Here is a 23565-nt window from a genome sequence, read left to right on the forward strand (position 1 = left end):
CCGCTCGCTTCGCTCGCGGTTTGGTGTCGGCAGAAACGTCCTGACGGAGATTTGAACTCCGGTCCCTGGCTCCGCAAGCCAAGAGGATAGTCCACTACCCTACCAGGACTCATCTCTTCGTTACCCGGTGCACACTAAAGCCCTTTCGAAAGAGACCGGCAGACGGCCGGCGAATCGCCGATTCGTGCGTGGCTGCGTCTGCCACGATCGTCCCTCGAGACGCACCCGACGAGCCGCGAGTTTATATACCGAGACGGGACCAGCAGGCGTATGCTCTCGAAGGCGATAGCTGGCAGGTTCGAACGGTGGGGTCGAGACGGCCCCGGTCGACGACGCCGAATGAACAACGCTTATGCGCGACCTACGCATGCACGAACCTAGAATGAGCGACATCGAGGGCGTGTACGAAGACCTCGAGGCCGACGTTTCTCTCGAGAAGTTTCGCGAGGCCGTCGAGGCGAAAGTCGAGCAGATGGGTGGACTCGCGGACGAGGAGACGGCGGCGATGCTCGTCGCTCACGAGATCGGCGAGAGCGAGGTCGGCGGTATCGCCGACATCGAACCCGGTATGGAGGACGTGAAGTTCGTCGCCAAAGTTACCAGTATCGGCGAGGTTCGCACCTTCGAGCGCGACGGCGAGGACGAGGATGGCCGCGTCGTCAACGTGGAGGTCGCGGACGAAACCGGCTCCGTACGGGCCGCCTTCTGGGACGAGCACGCCGAAGCCGCCATCGAGGAACTCGAGGAGGGACAGGTGCTGCGAGTCAAGGGCCGACCCAAGGAGGGCTTCTCGGGCGTCGAGGTCAGCGTCGACGACGTCCAGCCCGATCCGGACACGGAGGTCGACGTGCAGGTCGCCGACACGCACACCGTCGAGGCGCTCTCGCTCGGCCTCTCGAACGTCAACCTCGTCGGCCTCGTGCTGGACACCGACAGCGTCCGCACGTTCGACCGGGACGACGGCTCCGAAGGCAAGGTATCGAACCTCGTCCTCGGCGACTCGACCGGCCGCATCCGCGTGACGCTGTGGGACGAGCAGGCCGATCTCGCGACGGAGATCGATCCGGGTACGACCGTCGAAGTGATCGACGGGTACGTCAAGGACCGCGACGGAACCCTCGAGCTCCACGTCGGCAACCGCGGTGCCGTCGAGGAGGTCGACGAGGAGGTGGAGTACGTCCCCGAGAGCACGCCGATCGAGGACCTCGAGATCGACCAGATGGTCGACATCGCGGGGGTCGTCCGTTCGGCGGATCCGAAGCGCACCTTCGACCGCGACGACGGCTCCGAGGGACAGGTTCGGAATATCCGCGTTCAGGACGCGACCGGCGACATTCGCGTGGCGATGTGGGGCGAGAAGGCCGATATCGATATCGGCCCGGGCGACGAGGTCGCCCTCGGCGACGTGGAGATTCAGGACGGCTGGCAGGACGACCTCGAGGCCTCCGCGGGCTGGCAGTCGACGATCACGGTCCTCGAGTCCGACTCGGCCGGTGCCGGCGATGACGGGGCCGACGAGTCAAGCGGTTCGAGCGAGGAGAACGCCGGGCTGTCGGCGTTTGCCGGCGGTACCGACGGAGATGGTGACGATGCGGCCAATGGCGACGAGACGGCCGACGCCGGTGCCGACGAGTCGAGCGACACCGCCGCCGATTCGGACGATCCGACGGACGGCGAGGAACTCGAGTTCACCGGGGTCGTCGTCCAGGCCGGTGACCCGGTCGTGCTGGACGACGGCGAGACGACGATGAGCGTCTCGACCGACGTCGACGTCGGTCTCGGCGAGGAGGTAACCGCCCGAGGGGTCGTCCGCGACGGGCGTCTCGAGGCAAACGACGTGTTCTGACGCCGCGAGCAACCTCATCGAGCGGCTAGGAAAAGCGTTAAGGGAGTTAGCTCCGCCTATCATGGTATGAACGTCGAACTCCCGTTCGCCCCGGTGGACACGATTATCCGGCGGAACGCGGGCGAACTTCGGGTGAGTGCCGACGCGTCGAAGGAACTCGCAACGCGGATCCAAGAACACGGCAGCGAGCTCGCGATCGGCGCCGCCGAGCACGCGACCGAAGACGGGCGCAAGACACTGATGGCCGAGGATTTCGGCGTCGAGCGGGTCGTCGACAAGGACGATCTCGAACTCCCCGTCGCCCCCGTCGACCGTATCGCCAGGCTGGAAATCGACGACCGCTATCGCGTCTCGATGGACGCCCGCGTCGCCCTCGCAGACATTCTCGAGGACTACGCGGACAACGTCGCGCGGGCGGCCGCGGTGCTCGCCCACCACGCCGACCGTCGGACGATCACCGAAGACGACATCGAGACGTACTTCTCGCTGTTCGAGTGAGATGCAATTCGGCTACAGCGAGATCTGTCTCGCACACGACCCCGGTTCGCGCCACCCTGAGTCGCCGGACCGGCTACGAGCGATTCGGGAGCGACTGAAGAAAAAACACGGCGTCGAGTACGTCGAGGCCGAGCCCTGCGATATCGATCGGATGGCGGCCGTCCACGAGCGGGAGTACATCGAGTCCGTCGAGGAGTTCTGTGCCGACGGCGGCGGCAGCTGGGACCCCGACACGACCGCCGTCGAGGAGACCTGGGACGCGGTCTGTCACAGCTCTGGACTCGCCTGCTGGGCCGCCGAGGCCGCACTCGAGGGAGCGACCGGCCGGAAGACGCCGTTTTCGATCGGCCGACCGCCGGGCCATCACGCCGTCTACGACGACGCGATGGGTTTTTGCTTCGTCAACAACGCCGCGGTCGCCGCCCAGCACGCGCTGAATTCGGACGAACACGACGTCGATCGGGTCGCGATCGTCGACTGGGACGTCCACCACGGCAACGGCACGCAGGACATCTTCTACGACCGTGACGACGTCTTCTTCGTCTCGATTCACGAACAGGGACTCTATCCGGGCACCGGAGCCATCGACGAAACCGGCGAGGGCGACGGCGCCGGGCGGACGATGAACGTCCCGATGCCCGCCGGGACGGACGACCGCGAGTACCTCGCCGCGGTCGAGGGGCCGATCACGGCGGCGTTGACGGAGTACGATCCCGATCTCCTGTTGATCAGTGCGGGGTTCGACGCCCACCGCCACGATCCGATCTCTCGGATTCGGCTGTCGACGGAGGCCTACGCCCTGATGACCGATCGGTTCCGAACGCTCGCCGACGAGACCGACGCCGCGCTCGCCTTCATCCTCGAGGGTGGCTACGGGCTCGACGTGCTTGCCGACAGCGTCGCCATCGTCCACGAGACGTTCGACGGCCGCGAGCCGATCGAACCCGACTCCGAGTGCGGTGAGAAGGCCGAGTCGGCGCTCGAGGACGTGGCCGACGCGCACGGACTGGATCTGGATTTCGACGGCTGATGACGTTTCCGTTCCTCACGCCCGTATTCGACTCCGAATCACTCGTCGGCTTCGTCGTTCGGGTTCTCGACGTGCGGTGAAGCTGTCGCGTGCCGACCGTCGTGGCTACGCATACGATCCAGAACCGGTATGGCGATAGTGGCGACGCTACGTGGCCGTGAGCACTTTTCGAACGAAGTACGCGGGGAGTACGTACATCCCAGCAAACGCGAGAACGCCGCTGGCCGCGAAAATCCATACTGACACGACGGTATCGACCCCTACCTCGGACGCGGTACCGTCAGTCAGCACGATCGCGAGCGGCGTTATCAGGAAGACAGCCGGTCCCGCGATTGCGAGAAGTCGTCGGCGGCGGGTCAAGGTGCCTCGAACGGGAGCGATACTCGGGAGCAACCAGGCGACGCAGCAACTGATAACCAGCGGGACTGATAACGTCGCATCCTCTATTGTCGCCCGAACTCCCTCGCTCATGCCCGTCGAGCCGGCTATCTCGACGCCGGTAACGGCTGCGATGGCAACGACCGCCGTGAGGACGGCGATACCGTACGGTAGTCGCGTTGATCGAAATAGTCGCTCCCAGCCCGTGAGGACGACGCCAAAGATGGAATAGACGATTCCGACGTTAGCTAGCGTCAGTACGAACACTCTTCCGAGCATCCCGGGATGGACAGTCCTGCTATACGCTTCAGCAATCGGCGACAGGGCGACGAATCCCAGCCCGATCCCCAGCAACCCAATTCCTACTCGAGTACCATCCTTCATTTATATTTCATACACCTCGAGAACAGGCCGTGATAAGCTTTGGGTGGCCGGTCCGATTCACGGACGCGGCTCGAAGTACCGCCGCAGTTCCGAACCGAACGCCTCGCACAGCGCCGCGATCTCGTCGCCGACCAGCACCTCGTACTCGTCCGCGAGCGCCGTCTCGACGTGAGCGCCGAGTCCGACGTCAAACAGGCGGTCGCTCTCGAGGAACGCGCGCGCGGTGGTGAACTCGCGGGGCCGCTCGGTGACGTACCGGTCGCCGCCGATGAAGGGACCGTAGGCGTCGGGGTCGTCGGCGTATGCTCCGTAGAAGTCCTCGGCGTGACCCTGCACGTGAACTGGCGGCCCCTCGTGGCGCTCGACGGCGGGGCGCTCGGCGATGGCCAGTTCCGCGAGCACGACCGCCGTTTCGTCGGCGAACGCCGTCGCACGGAAGACGTCGAAGCCGCGGTCGTCGAGACCGGTCGTGATGCCCTCGAGCGATTTCCGGAGCTGGGGATACAGCTGATCCTCGACGAGGTCGGGGGCGTCGAACCGGATTACGACGGGGATCGTTCCGCGGCGCTCGAGGTGCTCGCGGAGCTCGTTCTTCGTGAGCGGGTCGGGGTCGTTGGGTTCGAACACCTCGGTGTCGCGCTCCTCGAGGAACTCCCGGGCGTAGTGCTGGAGGCGGGCGACGTTGTCGGCCGAGCAGACGGCGGCGACGTTGCGCTCGGGATCGGTGGGGTCGATGACCACGAGGGGATCGTCGAACGTCTCTTGACCGTGGCTCTCGGGATCGAGTTCGACCGGGGGGTGCCAGTTCGACGCGGCCTCGAGCAGTTCGCGGAAGCCGCCGTACTCGCAGACGAGGAGTTCCGTCAGATAGCCGCTGAAGCCACGGGTTCGGAGGTCGCTGCCGTAGGCGCCGATCCCTTTCAGGAACTGTTTGGTAAGGCGGACGTCGGCGGCGAGGTCGTCGTCGAGGCGGGCCTCGAGGTACTGCGTGTGAAACGGCGTGCGATCGACGGCCGAGCGGATCTCCGTGGCCGACTCGAGGCGAAAGCAGGGGACGACGTCGATGTCGAACCCCTCTACGCACCCCTTGACGTAGGGGTGTTCGGCGTACTCCTCGTGGCCCTCGGGGAGGGTCGCGTGGCCGACCTCGAGACCGTATCGTTCGAGCCGTTCGCGCTCGAGATCCGGCGGGAAGCGGACGAAGATGTCGATGTCGCGGTCGCCGCTGATCCAGGTGTCTCTGGCCGTCGAGCCGACCTGCAGGACGTCGGCGTCCTCACAGCGCTCGGTCGCGGCGTCTTCGGCTCGGTCGACCAGCCGGTCGGCGACCGCGCGGAGGTGCTCGCGCTCGTCCGCGTCGGGTTCGATGCGCTCGTGGATCGTGGCGACGACCGACTCGAGGTCGTCGTTCCTGGGTGTCGGGTCGTCGCTCGCAGCGTCCTCCTCGCTCATTGGCAGGTGGTACTCGAGCGGTGCGTGAAAGGGTGTCGAACACGGAGCAAGCAAAACGAAAGCCCTATCAAAGACACCCCACTATCTGAATATGAGCCGAAGTAGCTCAGTTGGTAGAGCACCTCGCTGTTACGGTGACACAGCGTTTCGCTGGTCGCCGCAGATACGAGGTTGTCCCAGGTTCGAGTCCTGGCTTTGGCGTCCGACAAATTTCGGAGAAATTGTTGGGCTAACTGGAACGCTTCGCGTTTCAGTCGTGCTTTTACGAAACTAACTACTCGCGAGAAGCGATAGCTCCGAGCGAATTCAGGTTTCGTAAACGCGAGACAAGTCGGACTCGAGCACGCGAGTCGCAGCCCGGTCGCGAACGGAGTGAGCGACCCGGACCGTCTCGCAACTGTTCGAGTCCTGGCTTTGGCGCTTCCTCGTACAGTCTTTTCGCCGATAGAGCGGGCCCTAGTCCATTCGAATAGTGTTCTGCTGATGGTTTCGCCTCCGTGACGATCGAATGTAGCCGTGAACGCTCTACTGCCGGTGACCGGCAGTCCGGTAGTTTATATCGAATCGCGCGGCGAAACCGTGCATGCTCGATCGCACCACGCGTTACGAGAGCCTCGAGGAACCACAGAAGCGCGGTCAGGCGACGGAAGCGATCATTCAGGCGGCGTTCGTCGTTCGCGACGTTCCCGTCCTCGTCCCGACCTACGACAACGAGCCGTACGATCTGGTCGTCGAGGTCGGTGGACGATTTCATCGAATCCAGTGCAAGACGGCGTATCGAAAGAGCGAGGGGACGGTCGCGTTCGAAACGATCAGTACTCGGAGTCGGCGTGACGGCTACGATCGAAAGGGGTACGACGACCGCGCGGAGTACTTCGCGGTCTACGATTCGATCAACGACAACCGCTATCTGATCTCCGTCTCGGACGCTGCGAGTGACAAGATGGAGATCCGATTCCGGAAGCCGAAAGACGGTCAGCGCGCCGGGATCAACTGGGCCGAGGAGTACCTACTCGACGAGCGACTCGAGGATCTGCGCCGCCCCTCGTAGGCGGTCACTGGCTCAGGTGTCCTGTAACTGGCCTATGGACTCCAGGGGCACCAGCGAGTAGTCGACGGTCTCGACGTCCTCGATCGCGCGAGTACGCCGATCCGTTCGAACCGGAAGAGCAACGTGAACTCGCGCTCGCGAACGACTAGATGAGCGTTCCCGTCACCATCCTCTGTGGCGAACTCGGCGCGGGCAAGACGACGCTGCTGTCCGGCCTGCTCGAGTCGACAGACCGAGAGATAGCCGTCCTGGTCAACGACGTCGGCGCGGTCAACGTCGACGCCGACCTCGTGGAGGCTCGAACCGACCTGACGACCGGCGAGGAGGTGCTCGCCCTCGAGAACGGCTGCATCTGCTGTAGCCTCGGCGGCGAACTCTCCCGGTCGGTCATCCAACTCTGGAAGGAACACGACTTCGACTATCTCGTCGTCGAGGCCTCGGGCGTCGGCGAACCCGAACCGATCGCGCGCCAGTTCGTCCGCGGGCCCGCGGGCGGCCCGTACGACCTCGACGCGGTCGTCACCGTCGTCGACGCGCGGCGATTCCACGATCGGTTCGCGGCGGGCAGTTCTGACGAGCGAGACGGCCCGCCGATCCCGGAGCCCCAGGGTCCGGACGAGACCGGGAGCCGACCGCTCGGAGACCTGCTGCTCGAGCAGGTCGAGTTCTGCGATCTGCTCGTCGTGAACAAGTGCGATCTCGTGGACGAGGCCGAGCGCGAGCGGGTCGTCGCCCTGCTCGAGACGCTCCAGCCCCGCGCCGAAATTGTCACGACCGAGTACAGCGCGCTCGGTCCCGAGTCAGTGCTCGACAGCGAGCGATTCGATCTCGAGGCCGCGGCCCAGTCGGCGGGCTGGAAGCAGGCGATCGAAACTGACGCCGGCGACCACGAGGAGGCCGGCCCAGACAAGCTCGATCCCGATGCGGGCGGCTCGGATCACGAGCACGATCACAGTCACGGCGGCGACGACCACGATCAGAGCCACGACGAGCACGAGCGTGCCGAGTCACACGACCATAGCCACGCGGACCACGACCACGCTCACCCGCCCGAGCAGTACGGCATCGAGGTCGATACCTACCACCGCCGGCGGCCGTTCCACCCCCAGCGCCTCGCGGCCTTCCTCGCTGACCTTCCGGACGGCCTCGTGCGCGCCAAGGGGCTGTGCTGGATCGCCGGCCGTGAGAAGCAGGCGATCACGGCGAGTTACGCCGGGTCGGAGACCAGTCTCGAGGTCACCGGCCGCTGGATCGCCAGCTTCTCCGAAGCGCGACAGGAGCAGTACCGACGCGGCCAGCCCGACCTCTCGTGGGACGAGGAGTGGGGCGACCGCGAGACGCGGCTCGCAGTTATCGGCCGGAACATCGAGATGGACGCCCTGCAGGCGCGACTCGACGACTGTCTGTTGACCGACGAAGAGATGGACGCTGATTGGTCGACGTTCGAGAACCCCGCACCGACGGGGATAGGCGAGACGGTGACGATCTCACACGGGGGAACGGAATCGTGAGCCGAGTGTCTGGAACTCGTTGTTCGAGTCGGCTGCCTTCGAGAGGGGAGATATTATCGGCCTTCGGCGAGGATATCGTCCTATGACGACCGACAACGACGACCGCCGGAGCACCGACGATCACGGCCACGACGTCATCGATCCGCTGTACGTCGGCATCGTCACGGTCTCGAGTTCGCGCGCGCAAGCCGACGAGGTGGATCCTGACGATCCGGGTGGGGACACCATCCAGGAGTGTTTCGAGGCTGACGACCACGAGGTGCGCGAACGGCTGCTGGTCCGAGACGACTACTCGTCGATTCGGACGGCGGTTCGCGGACTGGTCGCGCGTCGCGATATCGATATCGTGCTCACCACCGGCGGCACGGGCGTCACCGCAGACGACGTGTCACCGGAAGCAACGTCCTCGCTGTTCGAGCGCGACCTCCCCGGCTTCGGTGAACTGTTCCGGTCGCTTTCGTGGGACGAAGTCGGAACTCGAGCGATGTCTTCGCGCGCGACGGCCGGAATCGCGGTCGATACGCCGGTGTTCTGTCTGCCCGGGAGCACGAGCGCCTGCGAAACGGCCTGCGAGGAACTCATCGTCCCCGAAGCGCCCCACCTTGCGGGACTGGCGACCCGCCACCGCGCCGGGACGAACGACCAGACGCTCGCGGATTACGGCGAAGAGTAGCGCACCCGGCCGACTGCGTACCGGTCGGATCGCTTGAACCAGCCTTTATTGACGTCAACGGCGTACCGTCGAGCGCTATGTGTCACCACTTCGAATCCGTCACCGATCTCGAGGCCGAAGAGCGCGAGGACGTGCTCGAGTCCCACGAACGAGCGGAGTTGGAGGCAAAGTTGAGCGACGAGGAACTCGAGGCTCTGACCGCATAACGCTGCCATTTTTCTCCCAATCGAACCGGACAGCAAGCGTTAATTAGAACGCGCGATTTCTTCCGGTGGAGGGCCCTTAGCTCAGTCTGGTTAGAGCGCTCGGCTCATAACCGAGTGGTCGATGGTTCGAATCCGTCAGGGCCCATCCGCAAAAAACCCGAAGTGTGGCCGAAACCGATTCGGCCGATAGTACGGTACTGAACCATCCGAAACGCTCGTTCTCTGTTTCGGAAACAGGGTGTCTCAAACCTGAACCGAACCAGCCACTGGTTCCGGGTCGCCGCCTGCTTGCGAAATTAGTAGCCGAAACGGGGTGGTCGGCGTGACGGTCGCTCCGTGGTCGTCGACCGATACCTCGACGGCGTGTGAACACTGCGGAGTCCACGTTTCGGACCGCTTCTGCCGCGTCTACGGCGACAACAGTGACCGCGCCCATCGCTGCGGCGAGTGTGACTCGTACCGGCGACTGACCCGCGGGTCCGCCGCTGGTGTCGACGTCGGCATTCCCGATCCGGAGACGGCCGCCGGTCACCACGGAGGTGAGGCTGATGTCTGAGTTCGTTCCGGCGAGCAGGCTGTACGATGTCGAAAGTCGGACGCCCATAGCCCATCCGGCCCATCAAGCGACCGATGCTGACGTTCGGAACGCGCTTGAGCAGCGAGAGATTCGGGCCGATGGTGGTTCTCGATGAGTTCGCGGACGTCCGAACTCGAAAGCCCGAAGGCCAGCGGTGATGCCCTCGAGGCGGAGATCGTGCAGGTGATCGACGCCCTGGAGTACGTTGGCGATCGCACGGCCACCTGGCACGACGCACGAACGACGGCCGTCCTCGAGGCGAGCCGGTCGCTTCCGTTCTACGGTATCGTTCTCGTCGAGCCGGAGACGCCAGTCGAGATCAAAGGCTGTCAACTCGAGACGAGCAACGGTAGCCGATCGACTCGAGGCCGGTTCTACGTCAAACGCAGCGCTCACGACCAGTTGCTCGAGGCGGGTGGGATGTACCTGCTCGTGGTCTATCTGCCGCGACCGGGGCTGCCCCAGGTCGCGCGAGCGATCGTCCCGGCGACGATCGTCGACGAGTTGCTGTCCGGTCGGTGGTACGATGTCGCCGGGTCGCGCTCTGAACAGGAGGTCGCAAAACTCGCGTGGTCGCACGTGATGAACCCGGCGGGTGTCGATCCGTCGGTGACTGTGGGGTGCCCTCGATGAGCGTCGATACTGGTCGCGACGGTCGCGACCTCGAGGCGGAATTAGCGAGCGCGGATGCAGGACGGGTCGGTATTCCTGTCGACGCTGTCTGCGTGGGCTGTGGGCGGACGCACGTCAAACGCGCGCGTCCCGAGGAGATGGACCAGCACCCGCAGGTTGATCCAACCTCGCTCGAGTCGACGGACTGCACATCGTTCAAGCACGTCTGTTACCGCTGTGGGAGCGCGACGTGGTGGAACCCAGTCGCGGTGCTGACCGGTCTGCTCGAGTCAGAGCGAGGTGAGTAGGTGTGTCTCAAGTCGAGACGACGCCGCACGAGATTGAAGGCCGCTGGAAGTGGCCCGACTGGGGACGCGGTCCGTACGATGCGCTGTCGTCGGTGATGCTCGGGCCACCGTTTGAGGGATACCTGGAACTAGATATCGAGATCAACGGCGAGCCCTGGCACCTCGAGGTACGGTACAGCAAGTCCGGATTCGCACCGAGACTGTCGGACGGGATCAACGCCGAACGGCTGTACGAATGGGATATCGTAGGCCGTGGGCGTGGTGAACGGAAGGCGTCGTACAACATTTCGCCGCGGTTTCCGGACATGCGACATTGGGAGACCGGCGACCGGATTCAGCTCCCCTGGGAGAATCAAGTCGGCGAGGTCGACGGCGTCGACGTCGAGTTCCACACCAGTAACATCGAAGCCGAACGCGGCCTCGAGTTGCTGCCGGAGTTCTACGCGGCGGTGTTCGAACACGCGAATGAGCGAATGCATCCCGAGTATTTCCGTACCGAACCGCACTCGGCGAGCCGAATGTGGGCGTACGAGCGGTACGTCAGGATTCGACGCGAGTGGGCGGAAAAGCTCTCGTCAGCCGGTGTGCTCCAGAAGGTCGCACTCTATCTGTCCGACCTCAAGGGCGTGAAAGCGGAGCTCCACATCGACAACGAGGAGACGATCAATCACCAGAACCGGCTGTTTTTGAACCCTGCGTCAGCCAGCAAGCTGCTGCCGGGCCACACCTACGGACGGAAGTTCGAGATCTACCAGCTGAAGGACCCAGACGCGGTCTCGAAAGATCACCCGTCCTACCATCCGAAGGTAGAGGTGTTGGTGAACAAGTCGATGAACGACAACGAGGCATGGGCATGGGCCGATCGCCACGCGGTGACCGAGCAGATTGAGGAGACGCTGTTGAACGCGCTCCACTGGGAAGACATCCCGCTCGGTCCTGATGGAAACGGCGTCTACATCGCTGACGACCACTTCGACGCGGTGGCTCGTGATCAGCCCGTGGAACTCTACGAAGATCCCACGCCGCGCCTCGAGGCGAAGACGGACCACCTATTGATGACGACGCTGCGAGACATGGGCGAGACTGCTCGCAACGTGACTGAGCGGGTTGCAACCGATGGCGGAGTGACGGTCGACGATCTTGCCGACGAGTTGGGGAAACACCCCGCGACGATCTACCGAGCGATCCAAGACCTCGGCGACGTCCTCGAGCTCGACCAGGGCGACGTGTCGTTCCGCGCCCGGAAGTATCGCGAGGAGCTGCGTGCGCTCGTCGAGTCCGCCGAGTACGCGATCGAGAGTTACGCCGATCGGATGCAGCACCTGATGGGCTTAGCAGACCACGTTGCGGAGTCGTCGCCGTTCCAGAAGTGGCTTGCAGAGAACGGCGCCGACCTCGAGTTCGACGAGAACGGCGACCCCCAACGGATGCGGGTCGATACGATTCTCTCGCGGCTGAAGTTCGATAGCTTCGAGACCGTCGAGGCGATCGCCGCCGAAGCCCTCGAGAAGTGGTCGAAGTCGGGGAACGATCCGACGGTTCTCCGCGGCGCCGAGCTGACCTGGAAGACTCCCGGTGGCGGGAGCGAAACCGGATTTGTCGGCGCTGTCGCCGATCGGTGAACCGGCCCGCGTAGTGGCAACGCTACCCCATTGTTTCATTTAGACAACCAGAACTTCATTAGCGGCTGATTTTCGCAACTTCAGTTGGATTCGGACCCTTGAGGGCGGGGTCGGCACCGCGATCGCACCGCAGGGCCTGCGGGGTCGTTTCGCGCTTCGCGCGAAAGCCCCCTTGGCGGGTGTCCCCAAGGGGACTGAACCAAAAAATTACAGCGCCCTGCCCCCGCTTCCGCACAGCATGACTCCAGTTGAAGCACATGAAACAACGGTTTCTCTTTTACTCGTAGGTATCTAGTCTGCAGAGTTCGTTCGCTATTAGTTAGATAGACTTTTGATGGTCTGATGATCACCCTGACTTAATGAACACTGAATTGATAGCTGCACTACTGCAAGCCTCGGCACCGTTCTTAGTTCTTTTCTACGGAATTACTGCGTATTTTTCGCTCTTTAATTCAGATAAAGCCGAGAAAATTGATCAAGCTTGGGAACATGCAGTGCAAGAGCGTAAGATTCCATCTACTAGTGACGATTTCGATATACTCTACAATATTTTGAGTAGACGACGGGGAAAGGCCCCTAAGGACAAACCAGACTATCTCTTTTTTGCAAGTGGTGGGTTAGGTGTTGCTGCTGATGTGTACTGTGAATACGAAACTGAAAACGAGGAAGGACATAATGATTTGAAGAAATTTGTTCCTCTTGTTTTAGCTGATAAATGGGTGAGTGAAGAGAAAAATGCTGCTCAGGAGCGTATTCGAACTTCGGTTTTGGTAATTGCTATACTTGTTTTATTTATTGGTTTGGCAATTGACGTTTCGCTAATTACTTCGTGATTTCGCATTCGATTCAGTCCAGATTCGAACTGACGGGGACAGTGAATCTCAGAGAATTTTTAATTTTGTACATATTTATGTATCTTATCGGATTTGCGGCACGACATACACCCTAGTGGAAGTTAAAAACACTATAACAGATCTGATTGAAGAGATAGTATATTCAATAGAAACATATGGGTATGATATCAAATATGGTCGAAAATGGACCAAGAGGTAGAGGTTGCACTGATTGTATTACAAGTCGTAGTTATTGTTCTTCCACTTTGGTTAGGTGGTGTTAGGTACTATATTTCGAATGTGAGTGATGAAGCAGACCACTCAATACCTCTTTCTACGCACTATTTTATCTTCCTCACGTATATTTCCCTCTTCGCTGTTCTATTTGTGGCTGTAAATATAATATCATCTGGAATAAATAGTGATTTGTCCGCCGGGATCTGGGGGATTATGATGTTTGTCTCAGGAATGGGAATTCCTATATTTGAACTACTACGTGAGGGTGCAGACTCAGATTATGTCAGTACCGGCTATAAAATCCTGTCCAGCGCCCTTTTCTGTCTAACAATATTTTTCTCGATGGTTATGACGTTTATCTATCTGTTCTTATGAACTAATGGGAGATCATCAACAGCATCTATTCGTACTCTCCCCCCCTGGGATTGGATATCGGCAAATCCGGTTCCTCGAATATGCACACGAGATACGAATATCCGTGTGTACAACGACGGAACTCCAGACGGGGTATTTTCCCACTCAGAATACGGTAGTACTGCTTTATGCTCTATCTCGAGAATACTGGTTGTACAGGGGATGGGAATGGACGAGGCGACTCAGGAGGAAGTCAGTGAAGCAATTCAACAGTGCGAGCAGGAGGAAGAGGATGAAGACACCGACGAGATTCTTATTGCTGACGAGTAGCGATCTCGACCACTGAGTGAGAGCGTATCGGAATTCCGGAAACCGCTCTCCGCTGCTTATCTGATTACTGCTCGCCCTATATCATATGGGCAAGACAAACCCCACCTACCGCGACACACTCCGTGAATTCGAAAACGAGTGGTCACCCTACCACAGAGCACTCCGTCTTGAATATCAAGATCACTTCGAACGACTGTTCGACCAAGCGCGGAACTTCGCTGACGCTGGGGGGATCCAAAACCACCCCGATCCGGTGACCACACATCTCATCTCGATTCTACTTGCTCAGGAGTGCCGGATTGCCAACCTCGAGGAGCAACTCGAGGCGGAGAATGTATAACACCGCCAAAAGACCCCCTGACGGCCAATAGGCTTAATCACCCGTGCTCGAATAATCCATCTGACGGGGGTGAGGAGTACTGTCGTTGCCGACAGGTTCCGTCCGACATGAGACATTCGTAACCCACCGTCACCGGTCGAGATCGTTCCAACGTAATAGCCACCGACGCCCGATCTCTGATCGGCCCGTCCGGTTGACCCACCACCAGCGGATGGGGAGCTCCGATGTCGGCCCACCACCGACGTCTTCTGAAGCAGTAGATCCGATCAGCTCTGTCGAAACTCTCCGTGGGTGAGGGTCGAAACTCACAACGATAAGTACAGGCCAAGCACACATCGCTCAGTACAGGGGGAGTTACTCATCGCCCCTACGAAACGTTTTCTGTGACAAATCCCTTAGCACAGGTATGTCTACGGCCGTTACAACACCTGACGCAGGGGAAACGTGTACGTACTGTGAGTCGCGTATCTTCGACCACGATCCCATCTGTGTCCGCGATTGTAATGACGACTGTGGGTCACCCCTGTACTTCTGTAACTATGCCTGTCTCTCAGTGTATATCGACGAGAACGAACTTACCACAGGCGATGCGTGCGAGTGGAATCCCGACGAAAGCGGCTGAAATAAGCGGCAGTGATCAGTACAGACGAAGTTGTTCTTTTTAGTTATCTTGCCCCCCCTAAACTGAAGTTCACTACTAGGGTAGGATCGCCAATGAATCAGGACCAACTATCGCTACAGTGCGATTGTACGCCGGTAGGAGTTCACCACTATGATAGCGATAGCGACACGTCCCCTGCTGTCGCTGTCATTAGAGCAATTGCAGTGGTGACAGATACTAAGCCAGGAGATCTTGCGCCATTGTACGAGACGATCGATACGGAGGCGCTCAACGAGTTGTTTGAGCACCACTCGAATGCTCCCCACTCAGGAGAACAAGTCCTTGCTTTCACCGCTGACGGATGGAATGTTTTTGTTCGAGACGATGGTCAAATACGTGTTTGTGATCCAACTGGGCCAGACACTCCATCGCCAATTTTCGAGTAAATTGATGTCGCTGTATCACTGGCCCTATCCGTAGCTGATAGAATAACCGGTGATCAATAAGCATGTGGACTTACCGTGGTGTTCAATTGATTTTCATCTGAATAGAACATCGTAAAAGACAGGATTAATGCAACTCCTGGGGATCACACGTGGAATCGTTTGATCAACTGTATATGAACACGAACGCGGATTTTCTGTGTTCATATCCCTCGATTTTCGTTATCATTCTCATCAGAATTTCTCCAGCCATTTTCCCGCCAGAGTCGCTCTAACACCAGACGAACCGGCATTGGAAAATTGAATTAGTGTTCACAGGTCCGCTTTCGAGTCGTAGATTGGTTACGTAATTCTCACTCCAGTTACGAATCGCTACCCGTCGCCTCGAGTTCGCTGGCGTCGAACTCTTCGTCGAGATACGCTTCGCCCTCGGCGGTGATCGTATAGAGACCGGTGACGATCTGCTCGAGCAATCCGTATCGAGCCAGTTGCTTACACCTGCGGCTGGCGTGGCTACTGGAGGGACCACCGAACTCCTCGACCGCTGCTGGGGTAAGATTCCCGTGTTCGCGGAGGATTTCGAGGATCCGGTCGTCGACGGGCTGCATCCACTCCGCAGGTTGTCGAACCACGTTCTCGGTATCTCTGACTGTGCTCATATGCCCTCCGATGTGTGAGAAACACTCAGTATTTTCTATCTTCGAATCATAAATATATCTCCACAACTCAGAGATAGTGAGTAAATTATTTAACACCAACCTGTGATGAGCTGTATGGAAGCCAGTCCACCGGGGACTCATCGAGAAGTGCCCAACGTGTTGGAGCACGTCGGACGCGGCTTCCGATCCCCTCTAGGGATTCTAGAAGCCATGCGACAAGATAGCCTCCGAACCCATAACTGTAGGGTTCACGAGCCAGATGCATCGGATGACAACCACGTAGGTAGTGACCACGACGAACACAACCACCCTGCGATCAACCCGGACGACGAAGCCATCGCACTCGCATTTCTCAACCGCGACGCGCGCTTCGTCGCCGGCGAGGACGCCATCCTCGAGTCCCGCGGAGGAACCCACCGATGACCGACTCGAAGTACGTCGTCCCCACGGGCCGGGGCTACCTCGGCACGCACGCCGTCAGCACCGGCCGGACGGTCGCGCTCTCGACCGCCGTCCTCGGCGACCGGGACTGGAACGACCGGTCTCGAGTCCACGCCCTCGAACACGAGGACGGCGTCGCACTCGTCCCCGCGGCCGAGTCGACGACCCCGTTCGCCGAGTACGCGCTGTGCGATCGTCACGACGCCGCTCGAGTCGCCGTCGGCCAGGTCGCCGTGGACGAACTCGGGCTCGAGCCTGGCGATTCGGTCCGCGTCTACGATCTCGCGGTGATCGACGACCGACCCGGCCTGTTGCTCGTCGACGCGGCGGACGATCCGCGCCTCGAGGCCGACCGCGAACGTGACGCGGGGGCCGAGCCGTGACCGACGATTCTGGTGGGTCCGAGCCGTCCCGTCGCGCCGATCCGTCCCGTCGCGCTGACTCCCCTCCCGTCCCCGAGGTGATGACCGCGGCGCGGTTCATCGACCACCTCGAGGAACTCGACGCGCACGTCGCGCGGCTTCTCGAGTCGATTCCCGATACGGAGGCGTTCGACGACGAGACGCGAGCCCGGACCAGACGTCGCCTGCGGGAGATCCGCGCCCAGCTCAACCCGCTGCTGATCGCGCTCCGAGATCGCGCGGACGAGCCGCCGACCGACGGTGACGATCGCTGACCCGTCCCCGTCCACACCGATGGGACAGCGCGGACGCCGCCTGGGGCGCGGCTCGCCACCGCCGTGGCACCCCCTCTAGCCCCTCGACGGACCATCCCAACGCCGTCTTACCGGCGGGTCCGCCGCTCGTCCCCCGTATCGTTATCCGACCATCCTTCCGCACCCGATACCCCAATGTCATCATCCACAGCAGCCGAGACGGACGAATCGACGCGCAACCAGCCATCGCGGACCGACCGACGCGGCGAGTTCGAACGACTGCGCGAGCGTCTCGAGACCCTCGAGGACCGCCTCGAGCGCAAGGACGACCGGATCGAGGAACTCGAGCGGGACCGCGACCGACTTGCGGAGACCGTCGACCGGCTGGAACACCGCACTACGGATCTCGAGACCGACACCGAGCGACTTGCGACCGAAACCGAACGGCTCGAAACCGAAACCGATCATCTCGAGACCGAAATCGCACGCCTCGACGGCGCCACCGACGCGGCGCTGAACAAAGCCGGCGCGAACAAGGAGCGGATCGCGGCGCTCCAGTCACGCGAACTCGAGAAGGGCGCTCACCTCCGGACGGAACACGTCGACGAGCACGCGGTCACCGTTCCGGACGGCCGACTCGAGCGGATCGAGAAGGACGACGGCGCGGCCTACTACCGGCTACCGGAGCACGCCGACCCGTTGGACCGCGGCGGCGACGTCTCGCTCGCGTACGGCGACCTACTTCCGGTCCAGCAACTCGCGCGGATGGACGACCAGCGGCGCCGCTCGGCGGCGAACGCGCTCCCAACCAGACTGGCCGCGAAACTCTGGCGGGCCCGCAGCGATCCGAGCGTCGGCGACGACCCGTGGGAACGCGGCTGCAAGGGCGTCGACGAGTACGTCACCGCGAGCGACCTCAGACACTGGATTCGCCGGCAGGAGCCGGGAATCAGCGAGAGCTACGCGAAGAAGCTGGTCTCGCGAACGATCGACGCCCTCCTGGACCTCTCGAAGAACCGGCTCGCGGTGCGCCGGAAGACCGAACGCAAGAACGGGCTCGAGTACACCGAACGGCGGGTGATCCTCCCGACGGACGCCTCGATCCCCGGCGAGACGAGACGGGACGAGACGAGTGAGCCGACGAGCGGGGACGACGTGACCGACTCGGCGGAGCCGGCGAGGGACCCGGAGACAACTGGCGTCCACGGATAGCACCGTCCGCGCGGTCCGAACCGCCCTCGAGACTCTCCCACCGAATCACGACGCGGCCACGCGCGGGTGTTCGCATAGGTGCGGTAGCCGCGGGTCCGTCTCTCGAGCGGTTCTCGGCGGTTGCAGTGGAGACGTCGAGACGGGGTCGTCCGGAGACGACGGCTGTCCACGGGCGGACCCCGAAGGCAGCGGCCACCGGTCTCGAGGCGGCGACCGCTTCCGTTCACTTCTTCCTTCCGCTCGCTCGCCGTGCCAGGCCGTCCCCTACCGCAGCTATTTCTGCCTGGCGAGCGTCCCCTCCGGTATGTATCGTGCAATCCTCCCCGAGGGGCAGATCGACTGCGATCGATACGAGCAGATCGAGAACGGCATCGAACTCTACGACGAGGACGACGAGTTCATCGCGTTCGTTCCGTACGCGAACCTGCACGCGGTGGCGGATCAGGACCTCTATACGAGCGGGCGGGGAGACGAAGAGCGGTCGATCATGTAATCAGGCCGGCTGCTGATCGATCGCTTCGAGCTGTTCTCGGTACCGGTTCCGAACGGTGACGACGGTCGTCTGTGCGGTGTCGGCGACGGCTCGCTGCGGAATCGTCTCGTCGCAGAGCAGGCCGGCCGCGTAGATCGCCGCCGCGGCGAACCCGGTCGGGGACTTCCCGGAGTGCAGTCCCTGCTCGGTCGTCGTGTCGATGATCTCGACGGCCTTCGTCTCGACGTCCTTGTCGACGTCGAGTTCGGAGCAGAAGCGGGGCACGAACTGACGCGGGTTCGTGGGCTCGAGGTTAATGTCGAGTTCGTCCGCGATGTATCGGTAGGTCCGACCAATCTCTCGTTGGTCGACGCGTGAAACGGAGGTTACTTCCTCGAGGCTGCGCGGAATATCCTCCTTACGACACGCCGTGTAGAGGGCGCTGGTCGCGACGCCTTCGATCGAGCGGCCGCGGATGAGATCCTGATCGAGCGCCTGTCGGTAGATGACGCTCGCGGTCTCCTTGACGGGTCTCGGGACCCCCAGCGCGCTGACCATGCGGTCGATCTCCGAGAGGGCGTACTTGAGGTTGCGTTCGCCGGCGTTTTTCGTCCTGATTCGCTCCTGCCAGACGCGGAGTCGATGGAGCTGGCCGTGTTTGTCGGCCGACATCGAGTGGCCGTTGGCGTCCTTGTTGCGCCAGTCGATCGTCGTCGTCAGCCCGCGGTCGTGCATCGACTGGGTAAGCGGGGCCCCGACTCGAGAGAGTTCGTCGTGTTCCTGTGCGTTGAACGCTCGCCACTCCGGCCCGTAATCGATGGGATCTTCGGTCAAGACGAGTCCACACTCCTCGCAGACGCGCTCGCCGCGGTCCGGGTCGTGGACGATCGTATCGGTTTCGCAGTCAGGACACAGCCCGGGCTCCGTTTTCGCTGATTCTGTCTCCGTGTGATCGATAATGGACCGCGTCATCAGTAGTGGAGAAAGCCGTGCCGGCACTGTAAGGGGTTCACATGGTTTCGCGAGAAACGCCGACTTACTGTCTCGAGCGCCGAATGACGTCGAATGGACTGTCCGTGTGGGTTTCGCCGTACCACCGGCGAATACCGCGCTGCGGAGACGGGTGAGAGAAGAGAAGAAAGAACGTCGACGCGGCGTCCCGTTCCCGAGCGAAATGGTCGGCGAATCGTATCGAGACGGTGTCCCATCGGTTAGCTGTGGGCGAAGCACGGTCCGAATCGAGCTCGCCCTACTATGTTAACTGTGAACGTGGAACATGAATCCTGGCTATTGTTCCGACGAGGCGCCGTCGTAAATCGCGCGTTCATTACGTAAATTCGGGTTTCTATTGCGAACTGTCGCTCGACTTTATGTCGGTACGAACAAACGTTCCGTACCAGTGTCGTGTCGCAACTTTACCCCTCGACTCCGATTCACGTTTCGTCGCCTCTTCCGTACGTACGCGAAAAATACTCCGAGACAATCGATCGATACCGTTTGCGTCCATCGCCTACCCGGGTTGATCGCCGCGGTATCGCATCAGCGTGGTATCAGAGGCCCGAAGAAGTCGATCCGTACCCGCTTTGCAGCCGGTGCGAAACGTGGCCGTCCTTAAGAGTGTCAGTATTGGTGTACAACTTGGTGTGTCAATCGTGATTGCGATTTGCCGATCAAACAGACAGCGGTTCCCGTCGACCCGACAGTATGGAAGACGTATCTCATCCACCGGATTGGGCTGGACCGGTCGTTCAGCGCCTGGAGGTCGTGACTAATGTCGTCGATCGATACCTCACTTCCGGACGAGATCGCGTCGGTCGCCGATTCAGACGAGGAGCAACGGCTCTCGAAAGACGTCATTTTCGAGCTCCTGAAAAACCGCCGACGGCGAGAAGTACTCGCGTACTTGCTCGAATCCGACGAAACGGTCACCCTCGGTGAACTCGCCGAGCAGATCGCCGCCTGGGAGAACGATACCGAGGTCAGCGCGCTCAGTTCGGATCAGCGTAAGCGAGTATACGTTGCCCTTTACCAGACGCATCTCCCGAAGATGGACGATGCCGGGATCGTCGAGTACGATCAGGACCGGGGGCTGATCTCGCTCGCGGACAACGCCGATCTGTTGATGATGTATCTCGATACGGATACGCATCGGCAGGATCGATGGGATCGATGGTACGCGACGCTCAGCGTCGTCGGCGCGGCACTCGTGACCGGTGCGTTCCTCGGTCTCCCGCCGTTGTCGTCGATTCCGACGCTCGGACTCGCCGGCGTCGTCGTCGTCGCGTTCTTCCTCCTCTCCCTCGCACACGTCGTGACGAACCGACAACTGGAGCGGAACGTCGACGGTAAGCTCTCTCGGATCGAGTAACCGTTCTGTCGGACCGGTGTCGACGTTTTCGGCGGCAACGAACGCGTCTGCAGCGACACGCTTCGACCGGACTGTGCACTCGAAACGGACCCTGCTATCCTCTCGTCGCTCGTCTCGAATCGGCGCTGGGTGGCTCGAGCGGTCGTCTCCTTCCCAAAAATAACCAATTCGACAGTAATGCTCGTCATACTGTCACTATCGCTGCATCTCTCGTTCCACCGTCTACAACTGACCCGGAACGAGTGAGACGGGCTTTAGCCGTCGAACGCATTGGTGAGTGAACTTCTCGTTTGAACTGCCCTGTCGAACGAAAACGCGACTTCCGTCCGAACGATCTCCCCGTCGTGATGACCGGATATCCGAGCGTCCGTCGCTGCGTTCGAACGCTACTGATCATAAACTACAACATTACAATACAGTTGTATTTCTTCGGTGCTTCTATGGTCGGCATCTCCGGTCGGACAACACATTCGATGGCTGCTGAATCGTTCTCCGAGTCGCTCGAACCCTTGCTTCACGACGACCGGTACCAGGCGGACACGGTTCTCGAGACGGATACGTATGCCGCCGGGACGACGACGTACTCCGAGTACCCGACGCGAGTCGTCGAGAACGAGGATCTGTGGGTCTATCTAGAGGGACACATCTACGATATCGAGGAGCAGTCGCTGGAGTCGGAACTCCTGACGGCGGGTGAACACGTGCTCACGGCCGACGGGACGAGCCAGTATCTCACCGACTGGTTGCTCGAGACGGACGGGGAGTTCCTGCTCGTCGCGTACGACAAAACGAGCGGCCGAATCGGCTTGCTCAACGATCTGCTCGGACGGCTTCCGATGTACTACTATCACGACGACGAAACGTTCCTCTTTTCGCGGGAACTCCGATACATCATCGACGCCCTCGAGACCCAGGAGTTCGATCCCGTCGGCGTTGCGCAGTGTCTGCTGTTCGGCTATTCGCTCGGGAAGCGAACGCTCATGCGGCGCGTCACTCGATTACGACCGGGGACGCGTCTCACGTTCGATCCGGACGATGGCGTCATCACGCGAACCACGCTACACCGGTTCGACTTCGACCAGAAGACGGCTGCGGACCGGAGTCGAACCCAAAACGCCGCCGAACTCGCGGACCGGTTCGAAACGGCGTGTGAGAACAGAGCGGGATACGGAAGCCGCGACGTCATCTCTTTGAGCGGCGGACTCGATTCGCGGTCGGTCCTGGCGGGCTATCACGTCACGGATACGCCGGCGATAGCGGCGACGATGGACTCGGATAACTACGTTCCCCCATCGGACGTGGATATCGCCGAGAAACTCTCCCGGACGTTCGATATCGACTGGGAGCTCTACCAGATCGGGCCGCCGAAAGGCGAGGATCTGGATATGCTCGTGAAGACGAAAAACGGACAAATAGGGCTTCTAACGTCGTTTATCCTCGAGTTCTTCCGAAAGCTACGGGCGGATCACGGCTCGGGAATAACGTACGTGACCGGCGACGGCGGGGACAAAGCGCTTCCCGATCTGACACCCACGCGGTCGATCGCGTCCGAACGCCAGCTCGTGGACTACGTTATCGAAGAGAACTCCATCCTCGACCTCGAGGACGTCGCGCAACTGACGGGGCTCTCGGAGACGGAGATCCGACGGAGCGTTCGCGATCGAATTCGCGCGTACCCCGAACGCGATCACGAATCGAAGTACGTCCACTTCCTCCTCTACGAACGCGGCGTCAACTTCCTCTTCGAGGGCGAGGACCGCAACCGGCTCTTTTTCTGGAGCACGACCCCGTTCTACTCGATCGATTTCTTCCGCTACGCGATGAACTGCCCGGCCGATCAGAAGGCTCGGTACGGCCTCTATCGCGAGTTCCTCGAGGAACTCGCGCCGGCGGCGGCGGAGCACGTCCACCCCGACTACCGGGCGCCCGTCGCGTCGACTCGTCACGCGCTCGCCGCGCACGTCGACGACCTGCTGTCCCGGCATCCGCGGCTGTTCGAGACCGTGTTGCCGATTATCCGGTCGGTTAACGGTCTCGAGACGGGGTCGACGGTCGACTCCGATACGATCGGTTGTATCCGAAACCAGATCGATCAGTGTAACGCGGTCGACGACGTCCTCTCGATCGAAGACGTGGAGACGTTCCTCGATTCCTACTCCGAGCGCGAACGAGCGTCGATCTACCGGGTCTTCGCGATCACGTCCGTCGTCGACGACATTCACTCCTCGCAGAGCGTTCTCGAGTCGCGACAGAATACGATATTCGGCTGACGGTCGTCGGTTCCGCGTGAGTCCCCGTTCGCCCGGACCGATTCCCTTTTCGACGCGATACCGTCGACCGGCGTCCTCGAAGACCTCCCTCGTTCGAGGCGCCCGTTTGCCGATACACCTCCCCTAAAGACAGCAGAAAAGATACGAGACTTATCCTGACATTCAATAAAACGATAATAATCGATCTAAGTAGAACACGGAT

Annotated in this window: 28 protein-coding genes and 3 tRNA genes; 26 read left to right on the top strand and 5 right to left on the bottom strand. The window is 61.1% G+C overall.

The window, feature by feature from the left end:
- Positions 1-36: 36 nt before the first annotated feature.
- Positions 37-109: transfer RNA gene (locus tag ACSFC7_RS05355), tRNA-Arg, on the bottom strand.
- Positions 110-382: 273 nt separating this feature from the next.
- Here ACSFC7_RS05355 and ACSFC7_RS05360 point away from each other — a divergent pair.
- From ACSFC7_RS05360 to ACSFC7_RS05370, 3 genes are all read left to right on the top strand, one after another.
- Positions 383-1846, top strand: a complete 1464-nt coding sequence (locus ACSFC7_RS05360; RefSeq protein ID WP_436346719.1) for a single-stranded DNA binding protein — start codon at positions 383-385, stop codon at positions 1844-1846.
- 66 nt (positions 1847-1912) lie between these two features.
- Positions 1913-2344, top strand: a complete 432-nt coding sequence (locus ACSFC7_RS05365; protein ID WP_436346720.1) for a histone — start codon at positions 1913-1915, stop codon at positions 2342-2344.
- Between the two features lies 1 nt (position 2345).
- Complete coding sequence (locus tag ACSFC7_RS05370) at positions 2346-3374, top strand: histone deacetylase family protein (RefSeq protein WP_436346721.1); 1029 nt, start codon at positions 2346-2348, stop codon at positions 3372-3374.
- Between the two features lie 147 nt (positions 3375-3521).
- Here ACSFC7_RS05370 and ACSFC7_RS05375 read toward each other — a convergent pair whose 3' ends face one another.
- Together ACSFC7_RS05375 and cca are read right to left on the bottom strand one after the other, a co-directional pair.
- Positions 3522-4136 carry a hypothetical protein gene (locus ACSFC7_RS05375; protein WP_436346722.1) on the bottom strand — a complete coding sequence of 205 codons (615 nt, stop codon included), beginning with the start codon at positions 4134-4136 and terminating at the stop codon, positions 3522-3524.
- 57 nt (positions 4137-4193) lie between these two features.
- Positions 4194-5588, bottom strand: coding sequence for a CCA tRNA nucleotidyltransferase (gene cca / locus ACSFC7_RS05380; protein WP_436346723.1), 1395 nt, complete (start codon positions 5586-5588; stop codon positions 4194-4196).
- Between the two features lie 95 nt (positions 5589-5683).
- On the opposite strand from cca, the gene ACSFC7_RS05385 reads away from it, so the two are divergent.
- The 16 genes from ACSFC7_RS05385 to ACSFC7_RS05460 all read left to right on the top strand — a co-directional run bounded on the left by ACSFC7_RS05385 (position 5684) and on the right by ACSFC7_RS05460 (position 15289).
- Positions 5684-5789: transfer RNA gene (locus ACSFC7_RS05385), tRNA-Asn, on the top strand.
- A 382-nt stretch (positions 5790-6171) separates the two neighbouring features.
- On the top strand, positions 6172-6639 hold the full coding sequence (locus tag ACSFC7_RS05390) for a group I intron-associated PD-(D/E)XK endonuclease (RefSeq protein WP_436346724.1): 468 nt from the start codon (positions 6172-6174) through the stop codon (positions 6637-6639).
- 149 nt (positions 6640-6788) lie between these two features.
- A complete protein-coding gene (locus tag ACSFC7_RS05395) occupies positions 6789-8150 on the top strand; it encodes a GTP-binding protein (protein ID WP_436346725.1) in 1362 nt (453 codons plus the stop codon).
- Positions 8151-8232: 82 nt separating this feature from the next.
- The gene (locus ACSFC7_RS05400) at positions 8233-8823 is read left to right on the top strand and encodes a MogA/MoaB family molybdenum cofactor biosynthesis protein (protein ID WP_436346726.1); all 591 of its coding nucleotides are present in this window, start codon (positions 8233-8235) and stop codon (positions 8821-8823) included.
- 77 nt (positions 8824-8900) lie between these two features.
- Positions 8901-9029, top strand: coding sequence for a hypothetical protein (locus tag ACSFC7_RS05405; RefSeq protein WP_436346727.1), 129 nt, complete (start codon positions 8901-8903; stop codon positions 9027-9029).
- A 70-nt stretch (positions 9030-9099) separates the two neighbouring features.
- A tRNA-Ile gene (locus ACSFC7_RS05410) sits at positions 9100-9174 on the top strand.
- 168 nt (positions 9175-9342) lie between these two features.
- On the top strand, positions 9343-9585 hold the full coding sequence (locus ACSFC7_RS05415; RefSeq protein WP_436346728.1) for a DUF7563 family protein: 243 nt from the start codon (positions 9343-9345) through the stop codon (positions 9583-9585).
- Positions 9586-9717: 132 nt separating this feature from the next.
- A complete protein-coding gene (locus ACSFC7_RS05420; protein ID WP_436346729.1) occupies positions 9718-10239 on the top strand; it encodes a hypothetical protein in 522 nt (173 codons plus the stop codon).
- Positions 10236-10526 (top strand): hypothetical protein, encoded by a 291-nt coding sequence (locus ACSFC7_RS05425; protein ID WP_436346730.1) that lies wholly within the window; start codon positions 10236-10238, stop codon positions 10524-10526. Before ACSFC7_RS05420 ends, ACSFC7_RS05425 begins: the two co-directional genes overlap by 4 nt.
- A 2-nt stretch (positions 10527-10528) precedes the next feature.
- Positions 10529-12148: a DUF7845 domain-containing protein gene (locus tag ACSFC7_RS05430; RefSeq protein ID WP_436346731.1), complete on the top strand. Its 1620-nt coding sequence runs from the start codon at positions 10529-10531 to the stop codon at positions 12146-12148.
- A 359-nt stretch (positions 12149-12507) separates the two neighbouring features.
- Positions 12508-12981: a hypothetical protein gene (locus tag ACSFC7_RS05435; protein WP_436346732.1), complete on the top strand. Its 474-nt coding sequence runs from the start codon at positions 12508-12510 to the stop codon at positions 12979-12981.
- Positions 12982-13185: 204 nt separating this feature from the next.
- Positions 13186-13593 (top strand): hypothetical protein, encoded by a 408-nt coding sequence (locus ACSFC7_RS05440; protein WP_436346733.1) that lies wholly within the window; start codon positions 13186-13188, stop codon positions 13591-13593.
- Between the two features lie 105 nt (positions 13594-13698).
- Complete coding sequence (locus ACSFC7_RS05445; protein WP_436343762.1) at positions 13699-13902, top strand: hypothetical protein; 204 nt, start codon at positions 13699-13701, stop codon at positions 13900-13902.
- Positions 13903-13987: 85 nt separating this feature from the next.
- Positions 13988-14242, top strand: a complete 255-nt coding sequence (locus ACSFC7_RS05450; protein ID WP_436346734.1) for a hypothetical protein — start codon at positions 13988-13990, stop codon at positions 14240-14242.
- Positions 14243-14648: 406 nt separating this feature from the next.
- Positions 14649-14864 (top strand): hypothetical protein, encoded by a 216-nt coding sequence (locus ACSFC7_RS05455; protein ID WP_436346735.1) that lies wholly within the window; start codon positions 14649-14651, stop codon positions 14862-14864.
- A 92-nt stretch (positions 14865-14956) separates the two neighbouring features.
- Positions 14957-15289: a HalOD1 output domain-containing protein gene (locus ACSFC7_RS05460; protein ID WP_436346736.1), complete on the top strand. Its 333-nt coding sequence runs from the start codon at positions 14957-14959 to the stop codon at positions 15287-15289.
- Positions 15290-15648: 359 nt separating this feature from the next.
- Here ACSFC7_RS05460 and ACSFC7_RS05465 read toward each other — a convergent pair whose 3' ends face one another.
- Positions 15649-15945: an ArsR family transcriptional regulator gene (locus tag ACSFC7_RS05465; RefSeq protein WP_436346737.1), complete on the bottom strand. Its 297-nt coding sequence runs from the start codon at positions 15943-15945 to the stop codon at positions 15649-15651.
- A 210-nt stretch (positions 15946-16155) separates the two neighbouring features.
- On the opposite strand from ACSFC7_RS05465, the gene ACSFC7_RS05470 reads away from it, so the two are divergent.
- The 5 genes from ACSFC7_RS05470 to ACSFC7_RS05490 all read left to right on the top strand — a co-directional run bounded on the left by ACSFC7_RS05470 (position 16156) and on the right by ACSFC7_RS05490 (position 18746).
- Positions 16156-16368 (top strand): hypothetical protein, encoded by a 213-nt coding sequence (locus ACSFC7_RS05470; protein ID WP_436346738.1) that lies wholly within the window; start codon positions 16156-16158, stop codon positions 16366-16368.
- Entirely contained in the window at positions 16365-16769 is a 405-nt protein-coding gene (locus tag ACSFC7_RS05475; RefSeq protein ID WP_436346739.1) for a hypothetical protein, read from the top strand. Before ACSFC7_RS05470 ends, ACSFC7_RS05475 begins: the two co-directional genes overlap by 4 nt.
- Complete coding sequence (locus tag ACSFC7_RS05480; RefSeq protein WP_436346740.1) at positions 16766-17062, top strand: hypothetical protein; 297 nt, start codon at positions 16766-16768, stop codon at positions 17060-17062. The genes ACSFC7_RS05475 and ACSFC7_RS05480 overlap by 4 nt, the downstream gene beginning before the upstream one ends.
- A 174-nt stretch (positions 17063-17236) precedes the next feature.
- Positions 17237-18253, top strand: a complete 1017-nt coding sequence (locus ACSFC7_RS05485) for a hypothetical protein (RefSeq protein WP_436346741.1) — start codon at positions 17237-17239, stop codon at positions 18251-18253.
- A gap of 304 nt (positions 18254-18557) precedes the next feature.
- A complete protein-coding gene (locus ACSFC7_RS05490) occupies positions 18558-18746 on the top strand; it encodes a hypothetical protein (RefSeq protein WP_436346742.1) in 189 nt (62 codons plus the stop codon).
- On the opposite strand, the gene ACSFC7_RS05495 is transcribed toward ACSFC7_RS05490, so the two are convergent.
- Positions 18747-19697 (bottom strand): transcription initiation factor IIB, encoded by a 951-nt coding sequence (locus tag ACSFC7_RS05495; RefSeq protein ID WP_436346743.1) that lies wholly within the window; start codon positions 19695-19697, stop codon positions 18747-18749. It lies immediately after the preceding gene.
- Positions 19698-20496: 799 nt separating this feature from the next.
- On the opposite strand from ACSFC7_RS05495, the gene ACSFC7_RS05500 reads away from it, so the two are divergent.
- Positions 20497-21093, top strand: coding sequence for a DUF7344 domain-containing protein (locus ACSFC7_RS05500; RefSeq protein WP_436346744.1), 597 nt, complete (start codon positions 20497-20499; stop codon positions 21091-21093).
- A 473-nt stretch (positions 21094-21566) separates the two neighbouring features.
- Complete coding sequence (locus ACSFC7_RS05505) at positions 21567-23363, top strand: hypothetical protein (RefSeq protein ID WP_436346745.1); 1797 nt, start codon at positions 21567-21569, stop codon at positions 23361-23363.
- The last annotated feature ends 202 nt before the right edge of the window (positions 23364-23565 follow it).

It is taken from the genome of Natronorubrum halobium, assembly GCF_051351675.1.
Taxonomy (GTDB): domain Archaea; phylum Halobacteriota; class Halobacteria; order Halobacteriales; family Natrialbaceae; genus Natronorubrum.